The 15,285-nt window shown below is 66.6% G+C and carries 13 protein-coding genes; 6 read left to right on the plus strand and 7 right to left on the minus strand.

The genetic code is table 11. From position 1 onward, the window contains the following. Positions 1–53: 53 nt before the first annotated feature. The gene (locus NQV17_RS27090) at positions 54–956 is read right to left on the minus strand and encodes an alpha/beta fold hydrolase (RefSeq protein WP_044844375.1); all 903 of its coding nucleotides are present in this window, start codon (positions 954–956) and stop codon (positions 54–56) included. A 720-nt stretch (positions 957–1,676) separates the two neighbouring features. Here NQV17_RS27090 and betI point away from each other — a divergent pair. Genes betI through betA form a run of 3 tightly spaced genes read left to right on the plus strand, consistent with a single transcriptional unit; the run spans position 1,677 to position 5,486 of the window. Next, complete coding sequence (betI, locus tag NQV17_RS27095; RefSeq protein WP_044844376.1) at positions 1,677–2,261, plus strand: transcriptional regulator BetI; 585 nt, start codon at positions 1,677–1,679, stop codon at positions 2,259–2,261. A gap of 32 nt (positions 2,262–2,293) precedes the next feature. Continuing rightward, positions 2,294–3,763: a betaine-aldehyde dehydrogenase gene (betB, locus tag NQV17_RS27100; RefSeq protein WP_044844377.1), complete on the plus strand. Its 1,470-nt coding sequence runs from the start codon at positions 2,294–2,296 to the stop codon at positions 3,761–3,763. 22 nt (positions 3,764–3,785) lie between these two features. Beyond that, on the plus strand, positions 3,786–5,486 hold the full coding sequence (gene betA, locus NQV17_RS27105) for a choline dehydrogenase (protein WP_044844378.1): 1,701 nt from the start codon (positions 3,786–3,788) through the stop codon (positions 5,484–5,486). Positions 5,487–5,575: 89 nt separating this feature from the next. On the opposite strand, the gene NQV17_RS27110 is transcribed toward betA, so the two are convergent. The 6 genes from NQV17_RS27110 to NQV17_RS27135 form a co-directional block, all read right to left on the minus strand. Next, the gene (locus NQV17_RS27110) at positions 5,576–6,694 is read right to left on the minus strand and encodes a hypothetical protein (protein WP_257774631.1); all 1,119 of its coding nucleotides are present in this window, start codon (positions 6,692–6,694) and stop codon (positions 5,576–5,578) included. Positions 6,695–6,917: 223 nt separating this feature from the next. Then, a complete protein-coding gene (locus tag NQV17_RS27115; protein WP_257774632.1) occupies positions 6,918–7,421 on the minus strand; it encodes an activator protein in 504 nt (167 codons plus the stop codon). Positions 7,422–7,544: 123 nt separating this feature from the next. Then, entirely contained in the window at positions 7,545–8,369 is an 825-nt protein-coding gene (locus tag NQV17_RS27120) for an OmpW family protein (protein ID WP_124485133.1), read from the minus strand. Between the two features lie 72 nt (positions 8,370–8,441). Next, positions 8,442–9,695, minus strand: a complete 1,254-nt coding sequence (locus NQV17_RS27125; RefSeq protein WP_257774633.1) for a DUF2957 domain-containing protein — start codon at positions 9,693–9,695, stop codon at positions 8,442–8,444. A 71-nt stretch (positions 9,696–9,766) separates the two neighbouring features. Continuing rightward, positions 9,767–11,380 (minus strand): DUF2957 domain-containing protein, encoded by a 1,614-nt coding sequence (locus tag NQV17_RS27130; protein WP_257774634.1) that lies wholly within the window; start codon positions 11,378–11,380, stop codon positions 9,767–9,769. Positions 11,381–12,003: 623 nt separating this feature from the next. Beyond that, entirely contained in the window at positions 12,004–12,300 is a 297-nt protein-coding gene (locus tag NQV17_RS27135) for a cupin domain-containing protein (RefSeq protein WP_044844384.1), read from the minus strand. A 417-nt stretch (positions 12,301–12,717) separates the two neighbouring features. Here NQV17_RS27135 and NQV17_RS27140 point away from each other — a divergent pair, with 417 nt between their 5' ends. The 3 genes from NQV17_RS27140 to NQV17_RS27150 all read left to right on the plus strand — a co-directional run bounded on the left by NQV17_RS27140 (position 12,718) and on the right by NQV17_RS27150 (position 15,285). Next, complete coding sequence (locus tag NQV17_RS27140) at positions 12,718–13,662, plus strand: ABC transporter ATP-binding protein (protein ID WP_124485130.1); 945 nt, start codon at positions 12,718–12,720, stop codon at positions 13,660–13,662. A gap of 5 nt (positions 13,663–13,667) precedes the next feature. Beyond that, positions 13,668–14,438 carry an ABC transporter permease gene (locus tag NQV17_RS27145; protein WP_044844386.1) on the plus strand — a complete coding sequence of 257 codons (771 nt, stop codon included), beginning with the start codon at positions 13,668–13,670 and terminating at the stop codon, positions 14,436–14,438. Positions 14,439–14,583: 145 nt separating this feature from the next. Continuing rightward, a complete protein-coding gene (locus NQV17_RS27150) occupies positions 14,584–15,285 on the plus strand; it encodes an MBL fold metallo-hydrolase (RefSeq protein ID WP_257774636.1) in 702 nt (233 codons plus the stop codon).

Genomic DNA, 15,285 nt, shown 5'->3' on the forward strand with positions numbered 1-15,285 from the left:
GTGTGGATGAGAATTCGGATGCACCCGGCGTGCCCGGTGCGCGACGTGCTGCGTCACGACGACAGCGCCGGCATCGGCGCGGACACGCACGCATGCGCGGCGCCGAGCGCGATGCCCGCGGCAACGGGCGGCGCGTCGCAGAAGTAGTCGAGCAGCGCCGCCCGCGTGGCTTCGCGCTGCGCGCGGCCTTCGATGTCGAGGAAATGGCCGGCGTCGGGAATCGTCGCGAAGCGTGCGCGCGGCACGTGCGCGGCCAGCTGGCGAACGTCGGCCGGCGTCGTGTATTCGTCGCGCTCGCCGTTCAGGAACAGCAGCTCGCAGCCGATGTTCGAGAACTCGCTCAGGTAGCGCTCCGGCTGCAGCGACAGGATCTGGTCGACGTGGAACGCGACCTGGTCCTGCTCGTCGCGCGGCAGGCGCGTCAGATACCGGTAGTTGTACAGCTTCATGATGCGCGGCAGGTAGCGGCCGACCGTATCGTTCAGCAGCTGCGCGGCCTTCAGGTTCTCGCCGGCCGCGATGTGGTCGCGGGCGCGCGTCACGTAGTCGACCATCGCGTCGTTCAGGAACGGCGAGAACGAGCAGATCGCCGCGCGCCGCACGCTCGGGCAGCCGCGCGCGAGCGCGAACAGCGACGCGACGCCGCCCCACGATACCGACACGAGGAACGCGGGCGCGAAACGCTCGACCAGATGCTGGAGGATCGCGGCCTCGTCGTCCTTGGTCAGGATGAAGCAGCCGGGGTTGTGCTGGCGCGACTGCCCCGCGTACGGCAGGTCGAAGCAGATCGTGTTCATCCGCTCGCCGAGATACTGGACGGTCTGCCCGAACGAGGCGGTCGTCGCGAGCGCGCCGTTGACGAGCATCGCCGTGTCGAACGACGGATCGAACACGTTCCGTTCGACGTAGACCTTCAGACCATTCGGTAGCGGGACCACGTATTTTTCGGTCGGCATCGTCGTTCTCCGGTGGATGCGGCGTCTCGGCGTCGCGGCATGCTGCAGGTGCGCAATGGCGGGCGCCGGCCCTGTCGCGGTCGTTGGCCGCGCCCATTGCCGACGCACCGCGGGAATAACCCGCGGCACCGATTCATTCCTTGTGGTGCGGCGCCATACTAATACGGGCAATATTACTTACTCAAGTCATTCCAACGATCCCCTCTACTCCACCTGGAAATACGCCAGATTCGAATATTTTTGGCATTTTTTATGGTATGCAGAATCGATCTGAAGGTATCTGCAATCGTTTGCGAGCAATCCATCAATCAACCGAACAACCCAATCATTTCCTTAAAATTCAAATAGATATAAAGTTTAAATCGAACGATTTAAACGAATTTTCAGGAATTTCCGTTAGCGGATTTGGACATTCGAATTTCCGGATTTGCGAGAATTTCACATAGCTCGACATTCTTTCGGTCAGTAATAAATCGAATCCGGAAACATTCGCGGCCATTGCACCGTCTTTACCGAAACCGTTTTAAACAAACTTCAAATTATTTAACCACCTTTCAATCGGTTTTTCCGCACCTGCACAATCGCGGCGGCATCGTCGGCTTGGTTCCTCCACCCCTCCCATCTACCGTCGGACCCCGATTTTTTATTGATTGAACGGTCAATAAAAAACCGCTAAGCTCTCGACTTCCAGGAACGGCCCGTCCGGGCGAAGGAGTCGCGATGCCGAAAGTCGGAATGCGGGAGATTCGTCGCGCGCAGTTGATCGACGCGACGCTGCGCTCGATCGACGAAGCCGGCCTGCCCGGCACGACGCTCGCCTCGGTCGCGCAGCGCGCGAACATCTCGACGGGTATCGTCAGCCACTACTTCGGCGACAAGGACGGCCTGCTCGAAGCCACGATGCGGCACGTACTGCGCGATCTGTGGGCGGCCACCACGCGCCGCCGCGTCGCCGCCCGCAAGGACCCGCGCTCCCGGCTGCGCGCGATCGCCGCCGCGAACTTCGACGTCACGCAGGTCAGCACGCCCGTGATGAAGACCTGGCTCGCGTTCTGGTCGCAGAGCATGCACGACGCGATGCTCAAGCGCCTGCAGCATGTGAACACGCGGCGCCTCCATTCGAACCTGTGCGCGGAATTCGCCAAGGCGCTGCCGCGTGCGAAAGCACGGGAAGCCGCCAGCGGCCTCGCCGCGCTGATCGACGGCCTGTGGCTGCGCGGCGCGCTCGCCGGCGGCCCGATCGACACCCGGGCTGCATTGAAGCTCACCCACGATTACATCGACCTGCTGCTCGCGTCCGACTGACGCGTCGCGCACTCGCCCTCAAGGAGATCCTCATGTCCGTATACGGTTTGCAGCGCCTCTACATCGGCGGCGGTTACGTCGACGCCACCAGCGGCAAGACTTTCGACACCTTCGATCCCGCCACCGGCGAACTGCTCGCGCAGGTGCAGCAGGCGAGCGCGGCCGACGTCGACCGCGCGGTCGCATCGGCGCAGGAAGGCCAGCGCGAATGGGCCGCGATGACCGCGATGCAGCGCTCGCGCATCCTCCGGCGCGCGGTCGACCTGCTGCGCGAACGCAACGACGAGCTCGCGGCGATCGAGACGCGCGACACCGGCAAGCCGATCGGCGAGACGCTCGCGGTCGACATCGTCACCGGCGCGGACGTGATCGAGTACTACGCGGGCCTCGCGACCGCGATCGAAGGGCTGCAGGTGCCGCTGCGCGCCGAGTCGTTCGTCTATACGCGCCGCGAGCCGCTCGGCGTGTGCGCGGGCATCGGCGCATGGAACTACCCGATCCAGATCGCCTGCTGGAAGACCGCACCCGCGCTCGCGGCCGGCAACGCGATGGTGTTCAAGCCGAGCGAAGTCACGCCGCTCACCGCGCTGAAGCTCGCGGAAATCTATACGGAAGCCGGCGTGCCGGCCGGCGTGTTCAACGTCGTGCAGGGCGACGGTTCGGTCGGCGCGCTGCTGACCGGCCACCCGGACATCGCGAAGGTGTCGTTCACCGGCGGCGTCGAGACCGGCAAGAAGGTGATGTCGCTGGCCGGCGCATCGTCGCTGAAGGAAGTGACGATGGAACTCGGCGGCAAGTCGCCGCTGATCGTGTTCGAGGATGCCGACCTCGACCGCGCCGCCGACATCGCGGTCACCGCCAACTTCTTCAGCTCGGGCCAGGTCTGCACCAACGGCACGCGCGTGTTCGTGCACGGCTCGGTGAAGGACGCGTTCACGCAGAAGGTGCTCGAACGCGTGAAGCGCATCCGCGTCGGCAAGCCGACCGATGCCGACACCAACTTCGGCCCGCTCGTGTCGGCCGCGCAGCTCGACAAGGTGCTCGGCTTCATCGAGAGCGGCAAGGCCGAAGGCGCGAAGCTGCTCGCGGGCGGCACGCGCCTGACCGACGGCCACTTCGGCAACGGCCAGTACGTCGCGCCGACCGTGTTCGGCGACTGCCGCGACGACATGAAGATCGTGCGCGAGGAGATTTTCGGGCCGGTGATGAGCATCCTCGAATTCGCATCGGAAGACGAAGTGATCGCCCGCGCGAACGACACGCACTACGGCCTCGCGGCCGGCGTCGTGACCGAGAACCTGTCGCGCGCGCACCGCACGATCCACCGCCTCGAAGCCGGCATCTGCTGGATCAACACGTGGGGCGAATCGCCGGCCGAGATGCCGGTTGGCGGATACAAGCAATCCGGTGTCGGACGCGAGAACGGCATCACGACGCTCGAACACTACACTCGAATCAAGTCGGTACAGGTCGAGCTCGGCCGTTACAACCCGGTGTTTTGAGAACGATAGGAGATTCCCCGTCATGACGACACGCGAATACGACTACATCATCTGCGGCGCGGGCTCCGCGGGCAACGTGCTCGCGACGCGCCTGACGGAAGATCCGAATGTCACGGTGCTGCTGCTCGAAGCGGGCGGCCCCGACTACCGCTTCGACTTCCGTACGCAGATGCCGGCGGCGCTCGCCTATCCGCTGCAGGGCCGTCGCTACAACTGGGCCTACGAGACCGACCCCGAGCCGCACATGGACAACCGCCGGATGGAATGCGGCCGCGGCAAGGGGCTCGGCGGCTCGTCGCTGATCAACGGGATGTGCTACATCCGCGGCAACGCGCTCGACTACGACAACTGGTCGACGCACAAGGGGCTCGAGAACTGGACGTATCTCGACTGCCTGCCGTACTTCAAGAAGGCCGAGACGCGCGACGTCGGCCCGAACGATTACCACGGCGGCGACGGTCCCGTGTCGGTCACGACCAGCAAGCCGGGCGTGAATCCGCTGTTCGAGGCGATGGTCGATGCGGGCGTGCAGGCCGGTTATCCGCGCACCGACGACCTGAACGGTTATCAGCAGGAAGGGTTCGGCCCGATGGACCGCACCGTCACGCCGAAGGGCCGTCGCGCGAGCACCGCGCGCGGCTACCTCGACCAGGCGCGCGCGCGGCCGAACCTCGAGATCGTCACGCACGCGCTCGCCGACCGCATCCTGTTCGACGGCAAGCGCGCATCGGGCGTCACGTACCTGCGCGGCAGCGAGCGCGCGACCGCGCATGCGCGCCGCGAAGTGCTCGTGTGCAGCGGCGCGATCGCATCGCCGCAACTGCTGCAGCGCTCGGGCGTCGGCCCCGGCGCGTGGCTGAAGGAACTCGACATCCCCGTCGTGCTCGACCTGCCCGGCGTCGGCCAGAACCTGCAGGATCACCTGGAGATGTACATCCAGTACGAGTGCAAGGAGCCGGTGTCGCTGTATCCGGCGCTCAAGTGGTGGAACCAGCCGAAGATCGGCCTCGAATGGATGCTGAACGGCACCGGCCTCGGCGCGACCAACCACTTCGAGGCGGGCGGCTTCATCCGCACGCGCGACGACGACCTGTGGCCGAACATCCAGTATCACTTCCTGCCCGTCGCGATCAACTACAACGGCTCGAACGCGATCGAGATGCACGGCTTCCAGGCGCACGTCGGCTCGATGCGTTCGCCGAGCCGCGGCCGCGTGAAGCTGCGCTCGCGCGACCCGAACGATCATCCGAGCATCCTGTTCAACTACATGGCCGAAGCGCTCGACTGGCGCGAGTTCCGCGACGCGATCCGCGCGACGCGCGAGATCATGCGGCAGCCCGCGCTCGACCGCTATCGCGGCCGCGAGCTGAACCCGGGCGCCGATTGCAAGACCGACAAGGAACTCGACGCGTTCGTGCGGGCCCGCGCTGAAACCGCGTTCCATCCGTCGTGCTCGTGCAAGATGGGTTACGACGACATGGCCGTGGTCGACGAGGAAGGCCGCGTGCACGGCCTCGACGGGCTGCGCGTGGTCGATGCGTCGATCATGCCGATCATCACGACCGGCAACCTGAACGCGCCGACGATCATGATCGCGGAGAAGATCGCCGACAAGATCCGCGGACGCAAGCCGCTCGCGCGTGTCGACGTGCCTTACTTCGTCGCGAACGGCGCGATGGCGCGCAATGTCGCGAAGGCGGTGCGGCAGCCGGAAACGGCGTAACCGCGGGCGTAACCGCGCAAGCGCCCTTCCCGGGGCGCAGCAGCAACCTGCACGGCTCGCGGCGTTTTCACCGCGAGCCGTTTTTCATTTCATCGGGCGCGCGCGCCGTCCGTCTTGAACCGCGTGATCGCAGCCGCCCTCGGCCGCACGCGTTTCGCGCGCACGATCGGATTCGATCGCGACGTCAGGCTCATCGCGCCACGCAGGCGATCGAACGCGACATTCTCCGTCGGCCCGAAGCGGCCGACCGCCGGCCACGCGAGCCCTTCATCGAGCCACGTCTGCCACGCGTCGCCGTGAAAGCGGCGCGCGAATTCGCGCACGATGCCCGGCGCCGCGATCACGATGCCCGCCAGCAGGTAATACGCCCAGAAACTGCCCGCGCCGACGAGCCGGTCGAGCCGGCATACGGACACCGCCGCGAGCAGACCGTCCATCGACGCGAGATCGGTGCGCCGTTCGCGAATCGCGCGCGCAACGAGGTTGTGCCGACCGCCGTACGCGGCGAAGGACACCCCGTTGCCAGCGGCAAGCTCCGCGCAGAACATCGCGAGCGCGGCCATCTCGTCGACGCGCGCGGCATCGTCGCGCGGCCCGCAGACGCGCAGCACGATCGCGTCGATGATCGCCCCGGGCCGCGCCGACGGCGCCACGCAAGCTGCCGCGACGGCCGCGCGTCGTTCTCTCAGGTTCTTCGCGGGCGGTGCCTCGCCGTTCGCGGATGGTTCCCGTACTTCGTGCTCGCCGCCATCGCCGCCGCCGGGTTCGACACCGCCGGCAATCCGCTCGAGCGCGGCCCAGCCGTCGTCGGGATCGTCGAAAGCCCATGCATCGACGAAGCCGTGCGCCGAATCGAATACCGCGCGCGATCCGCGGCAGCGTCGCTCGGCATGCGCGAGCTGTGCCGTGTCGGGAATGTGCAGGCAGGCACCGGGCGGATCGCTCGCGTCGCACGCGCAACCGCCGCCGTCCGTTGCAATCCACGGCGCGAGTTCGTGCAGGACGGCGATCGCTTCGCGCGACAGGTTCGCGCCGGCTCGCCCGCGGGCCGAGCGCGCCGGCAGGACGGCCGGTGCGTCGGCGTCGGCCGTCGCCACGCAAACCGCTTCGTCCAGGTGTTCGATCAGGTACTGCAGCCACGCGGCCGTGCGCAGCCGGTCGAGCGTCGCACCGCGGGCATCGCCACACTTCGCTGGGTCAGTAAGCATGGGGGGTCCGGAATGGTTGTCTTGTGTCGGTCGAAGCAGGCGGCACGGTGCGCCGCACCGGCCCCCTGCACGGCCGCCCGCCTCGGATCGCGAGGCCGGCGGCCCGCCGGCCGTCGCGCCGCTACGCGCGACGACGCGGATGCATCGCGAAACCGGAACGCCCGCCGCGCATTCCTGCACGGCCCTCATTCATGGCGGGCGTCCGGCCTCGATCAGGTGCCGCTTACTGCACGTGGAACTTCGGCGACGTGGCAACCGTGCCGCTGACCGTGCAGTCCGGCGTCAGCACTGCGTTGTTGAACGTCAGCGACGAGTTCGGATCGCTCCACGTCGTCACGATCTTGCTCGGCCCGCAGGTACCGAGCAGCGTCACGGTCACCTTCGCGTTGTTGATCGACAGCTGCGTCGTGCTGTCGGCCTGCCCCGTCCACGGTGCCGCGCTGGTCGCGCTGCCGCTGATCAGGCCGCACGTCGCGCCGCCCGCGAACGTCGTCGACGTGATGTTGACGATGCCCGTCGAGCTGATCGTGCCGTTGAACGTCGCGTTGCAGCTCGCGTTGATCGCCCCCTTGGCCAGGACCGTGAGGCCCGTCGCGGAGAACGGTTCCCCGTTCGGGTTCATCGCGTGCCCGTCGACGCGCGAAACGGTCACGGCGAAAGCAGGCGCGGCCGAAACCACGGTGAATGCCACTGCAGCAACAAGCGATACGAGTTTGCGAATGCTCATTTGAACTGCCCCCTCTCTCTTCACAAATGGCGGCACGCCGCCAGGAACGCGACACGCCGGCCGGATTCGCCCGGCCGCGCGGTCGCAGGAAGCCGCCGGCGTGCGCGATGCACGCCGGACGGCTCAGAACCTGTAGGAAACACCGACGAACGTGATCAGCGGGTCCGCCTTCAGCCGCGTGCGCGTGGTCGCGAGCGTCGAACCGTCGGCGGCCTTGATCACGAGCGACGAGTAGGTCTTCAGCGGCATGTAGGTCAGCGTCGCCGTGAGCCCCCAGTGCTTGTCGATCGCATAGCTCGCGCCGACGTTGTAGACCGGCGTGAACGACGACGACGCCTTGCCCTCCACCGACGTCGGCCCCGGCTTGCCGGCGCCGGCAGCGAGCACGCTGCCGAGGTTCTCGTTGATGTCCTTCGCGAAGTTGCCGTTCAGTTCGATGTTGCTGAACCAGCTGTAGGCCACGCCGATCCCGACGAACGGGCGGAACTTCGCGGTCGGCGCATTGAAGTAGTACTGCAGAATGATCGTCGGGCTCCATTGCCGCGCGTTCTTCACGGCCGGCTGGTTCGCCGGCTTGTCCATGTCGACGTTGCCGAGCGAACCGGCCGGACCGGGCGGCCTGATCACGCCGTGCCCGGTCAGCGTGAACTCGGGCGGCACGCCGAGCACCGACGTCACCGCGATGTGGTCGGTGAAGAAGTGCGTGAGCGTGAGGCCGACCGTATCGGCGTTGTTGACCGTCAGGCTCGTGCCCGGCGACGTGAACGAACCGGGCAGCCGCAGCGGCCCGTTGATCGGCATGCTCGCGAGATTCGTCGTCAGCCCGTTGGTCGAATCCTGCGGCATGATGTGCAGCCAGCCCAGCGTCGCGACGTTGTCGCCCGCCTGCTGGGCCGATGCGAGCGTCGACACGCCTGCGACGACACCCGCGACAATCAGCTTCTTCATCAAGTCTCCCCTCGTTTCGTCCGGGCACCGCGCCATTGCGCGCGGCACCGCCGTGTCTCCATCCATGCGCGGTTACTGCACGAACGCACCGACCGTGAAGTACGGATTGCGCGTATCGGCCATGTCGAGGAACCCGAACACGCCGCCGGTGCACACGAACTTGCCGGTCGCCGGCCCCGCCGCCGCGTCCGCGTGGACGGTCGTCACGACGCCCGGCACCTTCTGCGTGTAGTCGAGGTTCAGCGCGCGCGTGAGCGCGGCCTGCGATGCGTTGAACGGATCGAGCAGCGTCGCCTGCGCACCGACGAGCGCGGTCGCGCGGTAGTTGAACGCGCTGTCGACGCCCGTGTACTCGCCGTTCTGCGAGCCCTGCGCGATCGCCGCCTGCGGGCTCAGGAACGAGATGCCCGATTCGTCGTCGGCGCTCGGCGGGCCCTGCGTGAGGTCCGCGTTCGCGGCGCCCGTGCGGATGAAAACCGGCACGAGCTGGTTGCGCAGCTTGCCGACGATCAGGATCCCCTTGCCGGCCTTCGCCGGATCGAGCGCGGCGAGCGTCGGCACAATCTGCGGCTGGTAGTTCAGCGACTGGAACGCCGGGGCGTCCGGGCGCAGCGTGAATGGCTGGTTCACGGTCGCGCTCGACGCGAGCGGCTGACCGCCGTTCTTCTTGCCGAAGTTGTCGGTCTCGACATAGCTGCCGTCCGCGTGGATCGTCACCTGTTGGTCGAGCGACACCGGCTGAAAGTTCTGCGACGGCGCCTGGTGGTAGCCGAGCTGGTTGTACGTGCCGGCGATCTTCGACAGATCGGTTTCGAGCGACGAGAAGCTGATGAACGGGTAGTACGGGAATGTCGTCTTCGGAATCCTGCCGACACCGATCACGCCGTCGAACTGGATCGTCGCGCCGGGAATCGCGCCGCCCAGCACACCTTCGCCGAGGAACAGGCGCGCCGGACGGCTCGGGTCGAGGCTCGCGTTCTGCATCCGGAACGTACACTGGTTCAGCTTCACGGTCGGCAGGCCCGTTTCGTCGGCCAGCGTGCCGTCGACGACGTTGGCCGGCGCGGTGTCGCGCGTCGGTTGCACGGTGCCGGTGGCGGTCGGCACCGGCGAGGCGAGGTAGGTCATCCGGTACGTCATCTTCGTCGTGTCGAGCTGCACCTTCACGAGTTCGCCCGAACCGGATCCGCCGACGAACACCGTGCCGTAGTCGATGGCCTGCGGGCACAGCCGGACCACCGGTGCGGGCGGCGGGTCGCCGTCGCCGCCGCAGGCAGCCAGCACGGGCGCGAGCGACGCCGCGGCCATCCAACGCTTCACATTCATAGGATTCCTCTTGAATTTCGATTCGCCGGCGGCGACGCGTGTGCCGCCGGTGTTCCGGGTTCAGTACGCGGTTACTGGACGAACGCGCCGACCGTGAAGAACGGATTGACCTTGCTGTTGTTGACGACCATCGCGTAGACGTTGCCGGCCGTCACGAGCCAGCCCGTGTCGCCCTTGCCGAAGATCGCCACGTTGCCGTTCGCCCCCTTCGCGTCGAAGTCCTGCGAGGCCGTGACCTTGATCTTGCCGGGCGTCGCCTGCGTGTAGTCGAGCGCGAACTGCGACGTGACCGACGACGTCTGCGGATCGATGAACGCCGCGGTGGCGCCCTGGAACAGCGTCGACGTATAGTTCGCGGCCATCGTCGACACGGCGGTGCCGTCGTTGCAGCTGCCGGCCTGCGCCAGGAAGAAAGTGCCGTCGAAGGTGCCGGGCAGATCCGGATGCGGGACGTTGTTGTTGAAGCTCGGCCCCGACGTCGCGATCGCGAACGTCGCGGTGCTGGGTGCCACGACGCCGCATGCGGACGCGCTCGTTGCGCCGATGAACCCGCCTTTCAGCGAATTCGCGCCGACGGCCGTGGTCCGCGACAGCATCGAGATCCCCACCTCGGCATCGGCCACCGACGCCAGCAGGTTGCTCGCGTCGATATGCGTGTAGCCCACGCGAATCACGATCGGCACCAGCACGCCGTTCAGCTTGCCGACGATCATGATGCCCTTCGCCTGACTCGGCGCGACGATGACGATTGCCGAGCCCTGCCCTGCGAACGGATAGATGAGGTTTCCGCCCGCCTTCGCCACCGGGTGGCTGACGAACACGTTGTCGGGCGAACCGTCCGTATTCTTGCGCAACGTCCACGGCGTCCCGGTGGTCTGGCACGAGTAGTCGCTGCCCGCCGTGATGGTGCACGAGCCGTCGGCATTGAACGTCTGATTCCAGTTGACGACATCGGGTTGCCAGCCGACGGCGCCCGTGCTGCTCTGCGCGCTGCCGCCGACCGGCGACAGGTGGATGCCGAGTTCGTTGTAGTTGCCGGCGACCTTCGAGAAGTCGGTTTCGGTGTCGGTGAAGCCGATGAACGGATAGAAATCGAAGGTGCGCGACGGCACGGTGCCGAGCACGACGCCCGGGAACGGCTCGAGACCGGCGAACGCGATCGTCGCGCCCGGAATCCCGCCGCCGACCACCCCGTTGCCGACGAACAGCATCGGCGGGTCCGCGCGATTGATCGTCACCGCATACGCGCCGTCGCTCGTCGCGCCGCTGTCGAGCACGAACGCGCAGCGGTTCTGCTCGGCGGTCGGCAGATTGGCCGGATGGTGGAACGCGCCGCTGATCGTCAGGCCTGCACGCGTGTCGTTGACCTGCCCCGCCGACGTCGGCACCGACGACTCGATGAACTGCATCTGATACGTCAGCTTCGTCGTGTCGAACTTCACCTTCACGTATTCGCCGCTGCCGGCGCCGCCCGTGTAGGTCGTCGTGTAGTCGAGCGAATCCGGACACAGCTTCTTCACGACGGGCGGTGTCGTCTCGGCGCCGCTCGGCCCGCATGCGCTGCCCGAGCACTGCGGCACGTTGATCGGGCCCGGATCGTCGCCGCCGCCGCAACCGGCGACGAACGGCAGCGCCAGCACGGCGCACGACAGGATCGCCTTCCGCCATTCAGGAATGCAAAACATCAACCCCTCCTTTTGAGGTACGACAGGTCTCGCCCGGACGGGCTGCGTGGCCCGCCGGTTGGTATCGCGCCGCCGCGACGGCGCGCGGCGCATGACGATGCGCGCAATGCGCGCCGCGTTGCCGGTCGGGCAAATGCGATCAGGACCGCCGCGGCAGGCAAGCGCTCTCCGGCGGCGCCGTCATGCGGCACGGCACCGTCGGAGCAATCGAAACGGGAAGTGGAGCGTCGCTACAGCGGCAACGCGATGTGATGACGCAGGCACGCGACTCGCGTCGCGCCCGCATCCGGCGAAAAGCAGCAAAACGGCCGTCCGGCCGGCCCCTCGGAAAGGCGTCTCATGGTGTGGTCTCCATACGTACGCTTGATTCGTTATCGTGATGCGTCGTTGGTCGAGACTATGATCGGACGATACGCACAAGTAAATGGATGCAGAGTTCCAAACGCGCCGAACCACGCACGCCTAGTGCGAGCAGGGCGTTTGACAATTTTTCAAACGGCCTTCATTTTATTTGCTCAGACAAATACCGGGGCCGTACAACGCGCGTTCGAACGAGGGCGCCCGACCCGCGCGAGGCCCGGCGTGCGGGCCTCAGGCGGGCCGCACGCACGAGGGCGCACGGCTCACACGTCGATGATCGCAAGCGTACCGTGGCTGCCCGGCAGCACCGCGTGACGCGTGCCGGCGACCGCGAGATACATCTGTCCGGCCTCGACCACGACCGTCTGTGCGTCGACCTCGAGCATCAGCCTGCCGTCGAGCACCAGCAGGCCCTCGTTGTAGTCGTGCACTTCCGCTTCGTACGGCTGCGCGTCCATGCGCAGCACCTTGATCCGGGCCGGCCCGACCTCGCCGACGATCGTGGATTGCCACGCGACGGCCTGAGCCGCCGCGACGGACTTGAAATCGATCAAAGACATGCGCACCGCTCCGGGAACGTGAGAGGAACGCATTATCGCGAGCGCGGCGCACGCCGTCCCGGTACGGCGCGCCGTCGACCGGGCAGCACAGTCGTGCCGGCCGCCAAGCGCTCACGCGAGCGTCATCCGATTGCCCGAAAATCGCGCGCATTGTTCACTCGACTCCAATAAAGCATCGCTTTATTGAGTCAAACGCGCGCATTTCACGCAAATCGCGCACCGGCATCGCACGTCCTTGCCGTCGAAATGCATTTCCATCTTCCGATTGCTAATATGGCGGTCCTGCGATCCCGCACCACAACGCCGTTCGACATGACGCCCGTTCGCCATGCCGCCCCCGCCCCGCCGCTTCGCTGCGGCGGCTCCGGGCACGCGCGGCGCGCAGCGTCGGACCGACCGGCCGTGCCATCCGTGAGCATGCAACCGATCCTTTCCGTCTCCGACCTCTCCAAGACATACGCGTCCGGCTTCCAGGCGCTGAAGCACGTGACCCTCGACATCCGCCCCGGCGAGATCTTCGCGCTGCTGGGCCCGAACGGCGCGGGCAAGACCACGCTGATCGGCTCGATCTGCGGCATCGTCACGCCGACCGAAGGCCGTGTGACGGTCGGCGGTCACGACATCCGCGACCAGTACCGCGCCGCCCGCGAAATGATCGGCCTCGTGCCGCAGGAGCTGACCACCGACGCGTTCGAAACCGTCTGGGCGACGGTATCGTTCAGCCGCGGCCTGTTCGGCAAGGCGCCCGATCCCGCGTACATCGAGAAGACGCTGAAGGCGCTGTCGCTGTGGGACAAGCGCGACAACAAGCTGATGACGCTGTCGGGCGGCATGAAGCGCCGCGTGATGATCGCGAAGGCGCTGTCGCACGAGCCGCGCATCCTGTTCCTCGACGAGCCGACGGCCGGCGTCGACGTCGAGCTGCGCCGCGACATGTGGAAGCTGGTCGACTCGCTGCGCGAAAGCGGCGTGACGATCCTGCTGACCACGCACTACATCGAGGAGGCCGAGGAAATGGCCGACCGGATCGGCATCATCCTCGGCGGCGAGCTCGTGCTCGTCGAAGAGAAGCGCGAGCTGATGCGCAAGCTCGGCAAGAAGCAGCTGACCGTGCAGCTCGAGCATCCGCTCGCGACCGTGCCGGCCGATCTCGCCGCGTTCGGGCTCGAACGCGCGGACGACGGCAACGCGCTCGTCTACACCTACGACTCGCAGCGCGACGACGCGAGCATCGCGACGCTGATCAACGCGCTCGGCTCGGCCGGCATCGGCTTTCGCGACCTGCATACGACGCAGAGCTCGCTCGAGGACATTTTCGTCAGCCTGATCGACAACCGCCGCAACGGCGCACAAGGGGCGTAACGCACATGGCGAACATGAATTTGCATGGCATCCGCGCGATCTACCGCGCCGAAATGGCCCGCACGCGCCGCACGCTGATGCAGAGCATCATCGCGCCGGTGATCTCGACGTCGCTGTACTTCGTCGTGTTCGGCTCGGCGATCGGCTCGCGCATCAGCGACGTGAACGGCATCGGCTACGGGTCGTTCATCGTGCCGGGCCTCGTGATGCTGTCGCTGCTGTCGCAGAGCATCTCGAACGCGTCGTTCGGCATCTACTTCCCGCGCTTCACGGGCACGATCTACGAGATCCTGTCCGCGCCCGTGTCGTACTGGGAGATCGTGATCGCCTATGTGGGTGCGGCCGCATCGAAGTCGCTGCTGCTCGGGCTGATCATCCTCGCGACGGCCGGCCTGTTCGTGCCGCTGCACATCCTGCATCCGTTCTGGATGGTGCTGTTCCTCGTGCTGACGTCGATTACCTTCAGCCTGTTCGGCTTCGTGATCGGCATCTGGGCCGACAGCTTCGAGAAGCTGCAGCTCGTGCCGCTCCTGATCATCACGCCGCTCACGTTCCTCGGCGGCAGCTTCTATTCGGTCGACATGCTGCCGCCCGCGTGGCGCATCGTCACGCTGTTCAACCCGATCGTCTATCTGATCAGCGGCTTCCGCTGGTCGTTCTACGGGCTGGCCGACGTGCACGTGGGAATCAGCCTCGCGGCGACCTCGCTGTTCCTCGCGATCCTGCTTGCAGTCGTCGCGTGGATGTTCCGCACCGGCTACAAGCTGAAGAACTGACGCGGCTCGGCCAAGGGGTCGCCCCGGTTCGCGGATCCGGGGCAGCGCTGCTAGACTGGATCGGAAGATCGACTGCTGCCGTCTGCCGCACCGCAACCCGCGATGCGCGGACGGCCCGGCTCCCTTCCCTGCGCGAGGATCCCCGATGAGCGCCTCCCGAATCGACGTCGTCCGCGACGGCCTGTTTCGCGCCACGTCCTACGTCGACACGCTGAACCTGAGCTTCAGCCAGTTCTTCGTACGATCGCCGCACGGCGACGTGCTGTGCGTCGAAACCGGCACCCGTTCCAATTTCACGCAACTGAGCGCGGCACTCAACACCATCGGCATCGCGCCGTCGATGGTCAGCAGCGTGATCGTCCCGCACTTCGAGGCCGACGAAATGGGCGCGCTGCCCGACTTCCTCGCGGCCAACCCGGCGCTCGTCGCGTACGGGCATCCGATGTGTACATGGGGGCTTGCCGACGTGTTCGGCGTGCATGCGGTTCCGCTGACGGACGGTGAACCGAGGACGCTGTCAGGCATCGACGTCGTGCCGGTCTTCACGAAACACGTGCATCAGTGGGATTCGCTCGTGGTGTACCTGCCGGCGTACAAGGCGCTGCTGTCGTCGGACATCCTGATGCGCTTCGGCAGGGAGGAGACCGACGATCCGCTGCCGGCGATCCTCGACGCGATCACGCGCTCGGACTACCTGCCGTCGCTCGCGCATCTGGCGAGCGCGCTGCGCCGCATCCAGGCGCTCGATCTCGACATCATCCTGCCGATGCACGGCCCGGCGATCACGCAAGACATTGCGCGCGTGATCGCCGGTGTGATCGCGCATTGCGACGCGGCCGCGGCATAG

Source organism: Burkholderia sp. SCN-KJ, from assembly GCF_024656005.1.
GTDB lineage: Bacteria > Pseudomonadota > Gammaproteobacteria > Burkholderiales > Burkholderiaceae > Burkholderia.

Excerpts from the sequence above, each read along its gene's own strand:
- NQV17_RS27140 (WP_124485130.1), top strand. The coding sequence starts at position 12,718 with ATGCAACCGATCCTTTCCGTCTCCGACCTCTCCAAGACATACGCGTCC.
- NQV17_RS27115 (WP_257774632.1), bottom strand. The coding sequence starts at position 7,421 with ATGAGCATTCGCAAACTCGTATCGCTTGTTGCTGCAGTGGCATTCACC.
- NQV17_RS27130 (WP_257774634.1), bottom strand. The coding sequence starts at position 11,380 with ATGTTTTGCATTCCTGAATGGCGGAAGGCGATCCTGTCGTGCGCCGTG.
- NQV17_RS27120 (WP_124485133.1), bottom strand. The coding sequence starts at position 8,369 with ATGAAGAAGCTGATTGTCGCGGGTGTCGTCGCAGGCGTGTCGACGCTC.
- betB (WP_044844377.1), top strand. The coding sequence starts at position 2,294 with ATGTCCGTATACGGTTTGCAGCGCCTCTACATCGGCGGCGGTTACGTC.
- NQV17_RS27150 (WP_257774636.1), top strand. The coding sequence starts at position 14,584 with ATGAGCGCCTCCCGAATCGACGTCGTCCGCGACGGCCTGTTTCGCGCC.
- NQV17_RS27090 (WP_044844375.1), bottom strand. The coding sequence starts at position 956 with ATGCCGACCGAAAAATACGTGGTCCCGCTACCGAATGGTCTGAAGGTC.
- NQV17_RS27145 (WP_044844386.1), top strand. The coding sequence starts at position 13,668 with ATGGCGAACATGAATTTGCATGGCATCCGCGCGATCTACCGCGCCGAA.
- NQV17_RS27110 (WP_257774631.1), bottom strand. The coding sequence starts at position 6,694 with ATGCTTACTGACCCAGCGAAGTGTGGCGATGCCCGCGGTGCGACGCTC.
- NQV17_RS27125 (WP_257774633.1), bottom strand. The coding sequence starts at position 9,695 with ATGAATGTGAAGCGTTGGATGGCCGCGGCGTCGCTCGCGCCCGTGCTG.
- betI (WP_044844376.1), top strand. The coding sequence starts at position 1,677 with ATGCCGAAAGTCGGAATGCGGGAGATTCGTCGCGCGCAGTTGATCGAC.
- NQV17_RS27135 (WP_044844384.1), bottom strand. The coding sequence starts at position 12,300 with ATGTCTTTGATCGATTTCAAGTCCGTCGCGGCGGCTCAGGCCGTCGCG.
- betA (WP_044844378.1), top strand. The coding sequence starts at position 3,786 with ATGACGACACGCGAATACGACTACATCATCTGCGGCGCGGGCTCCGCG.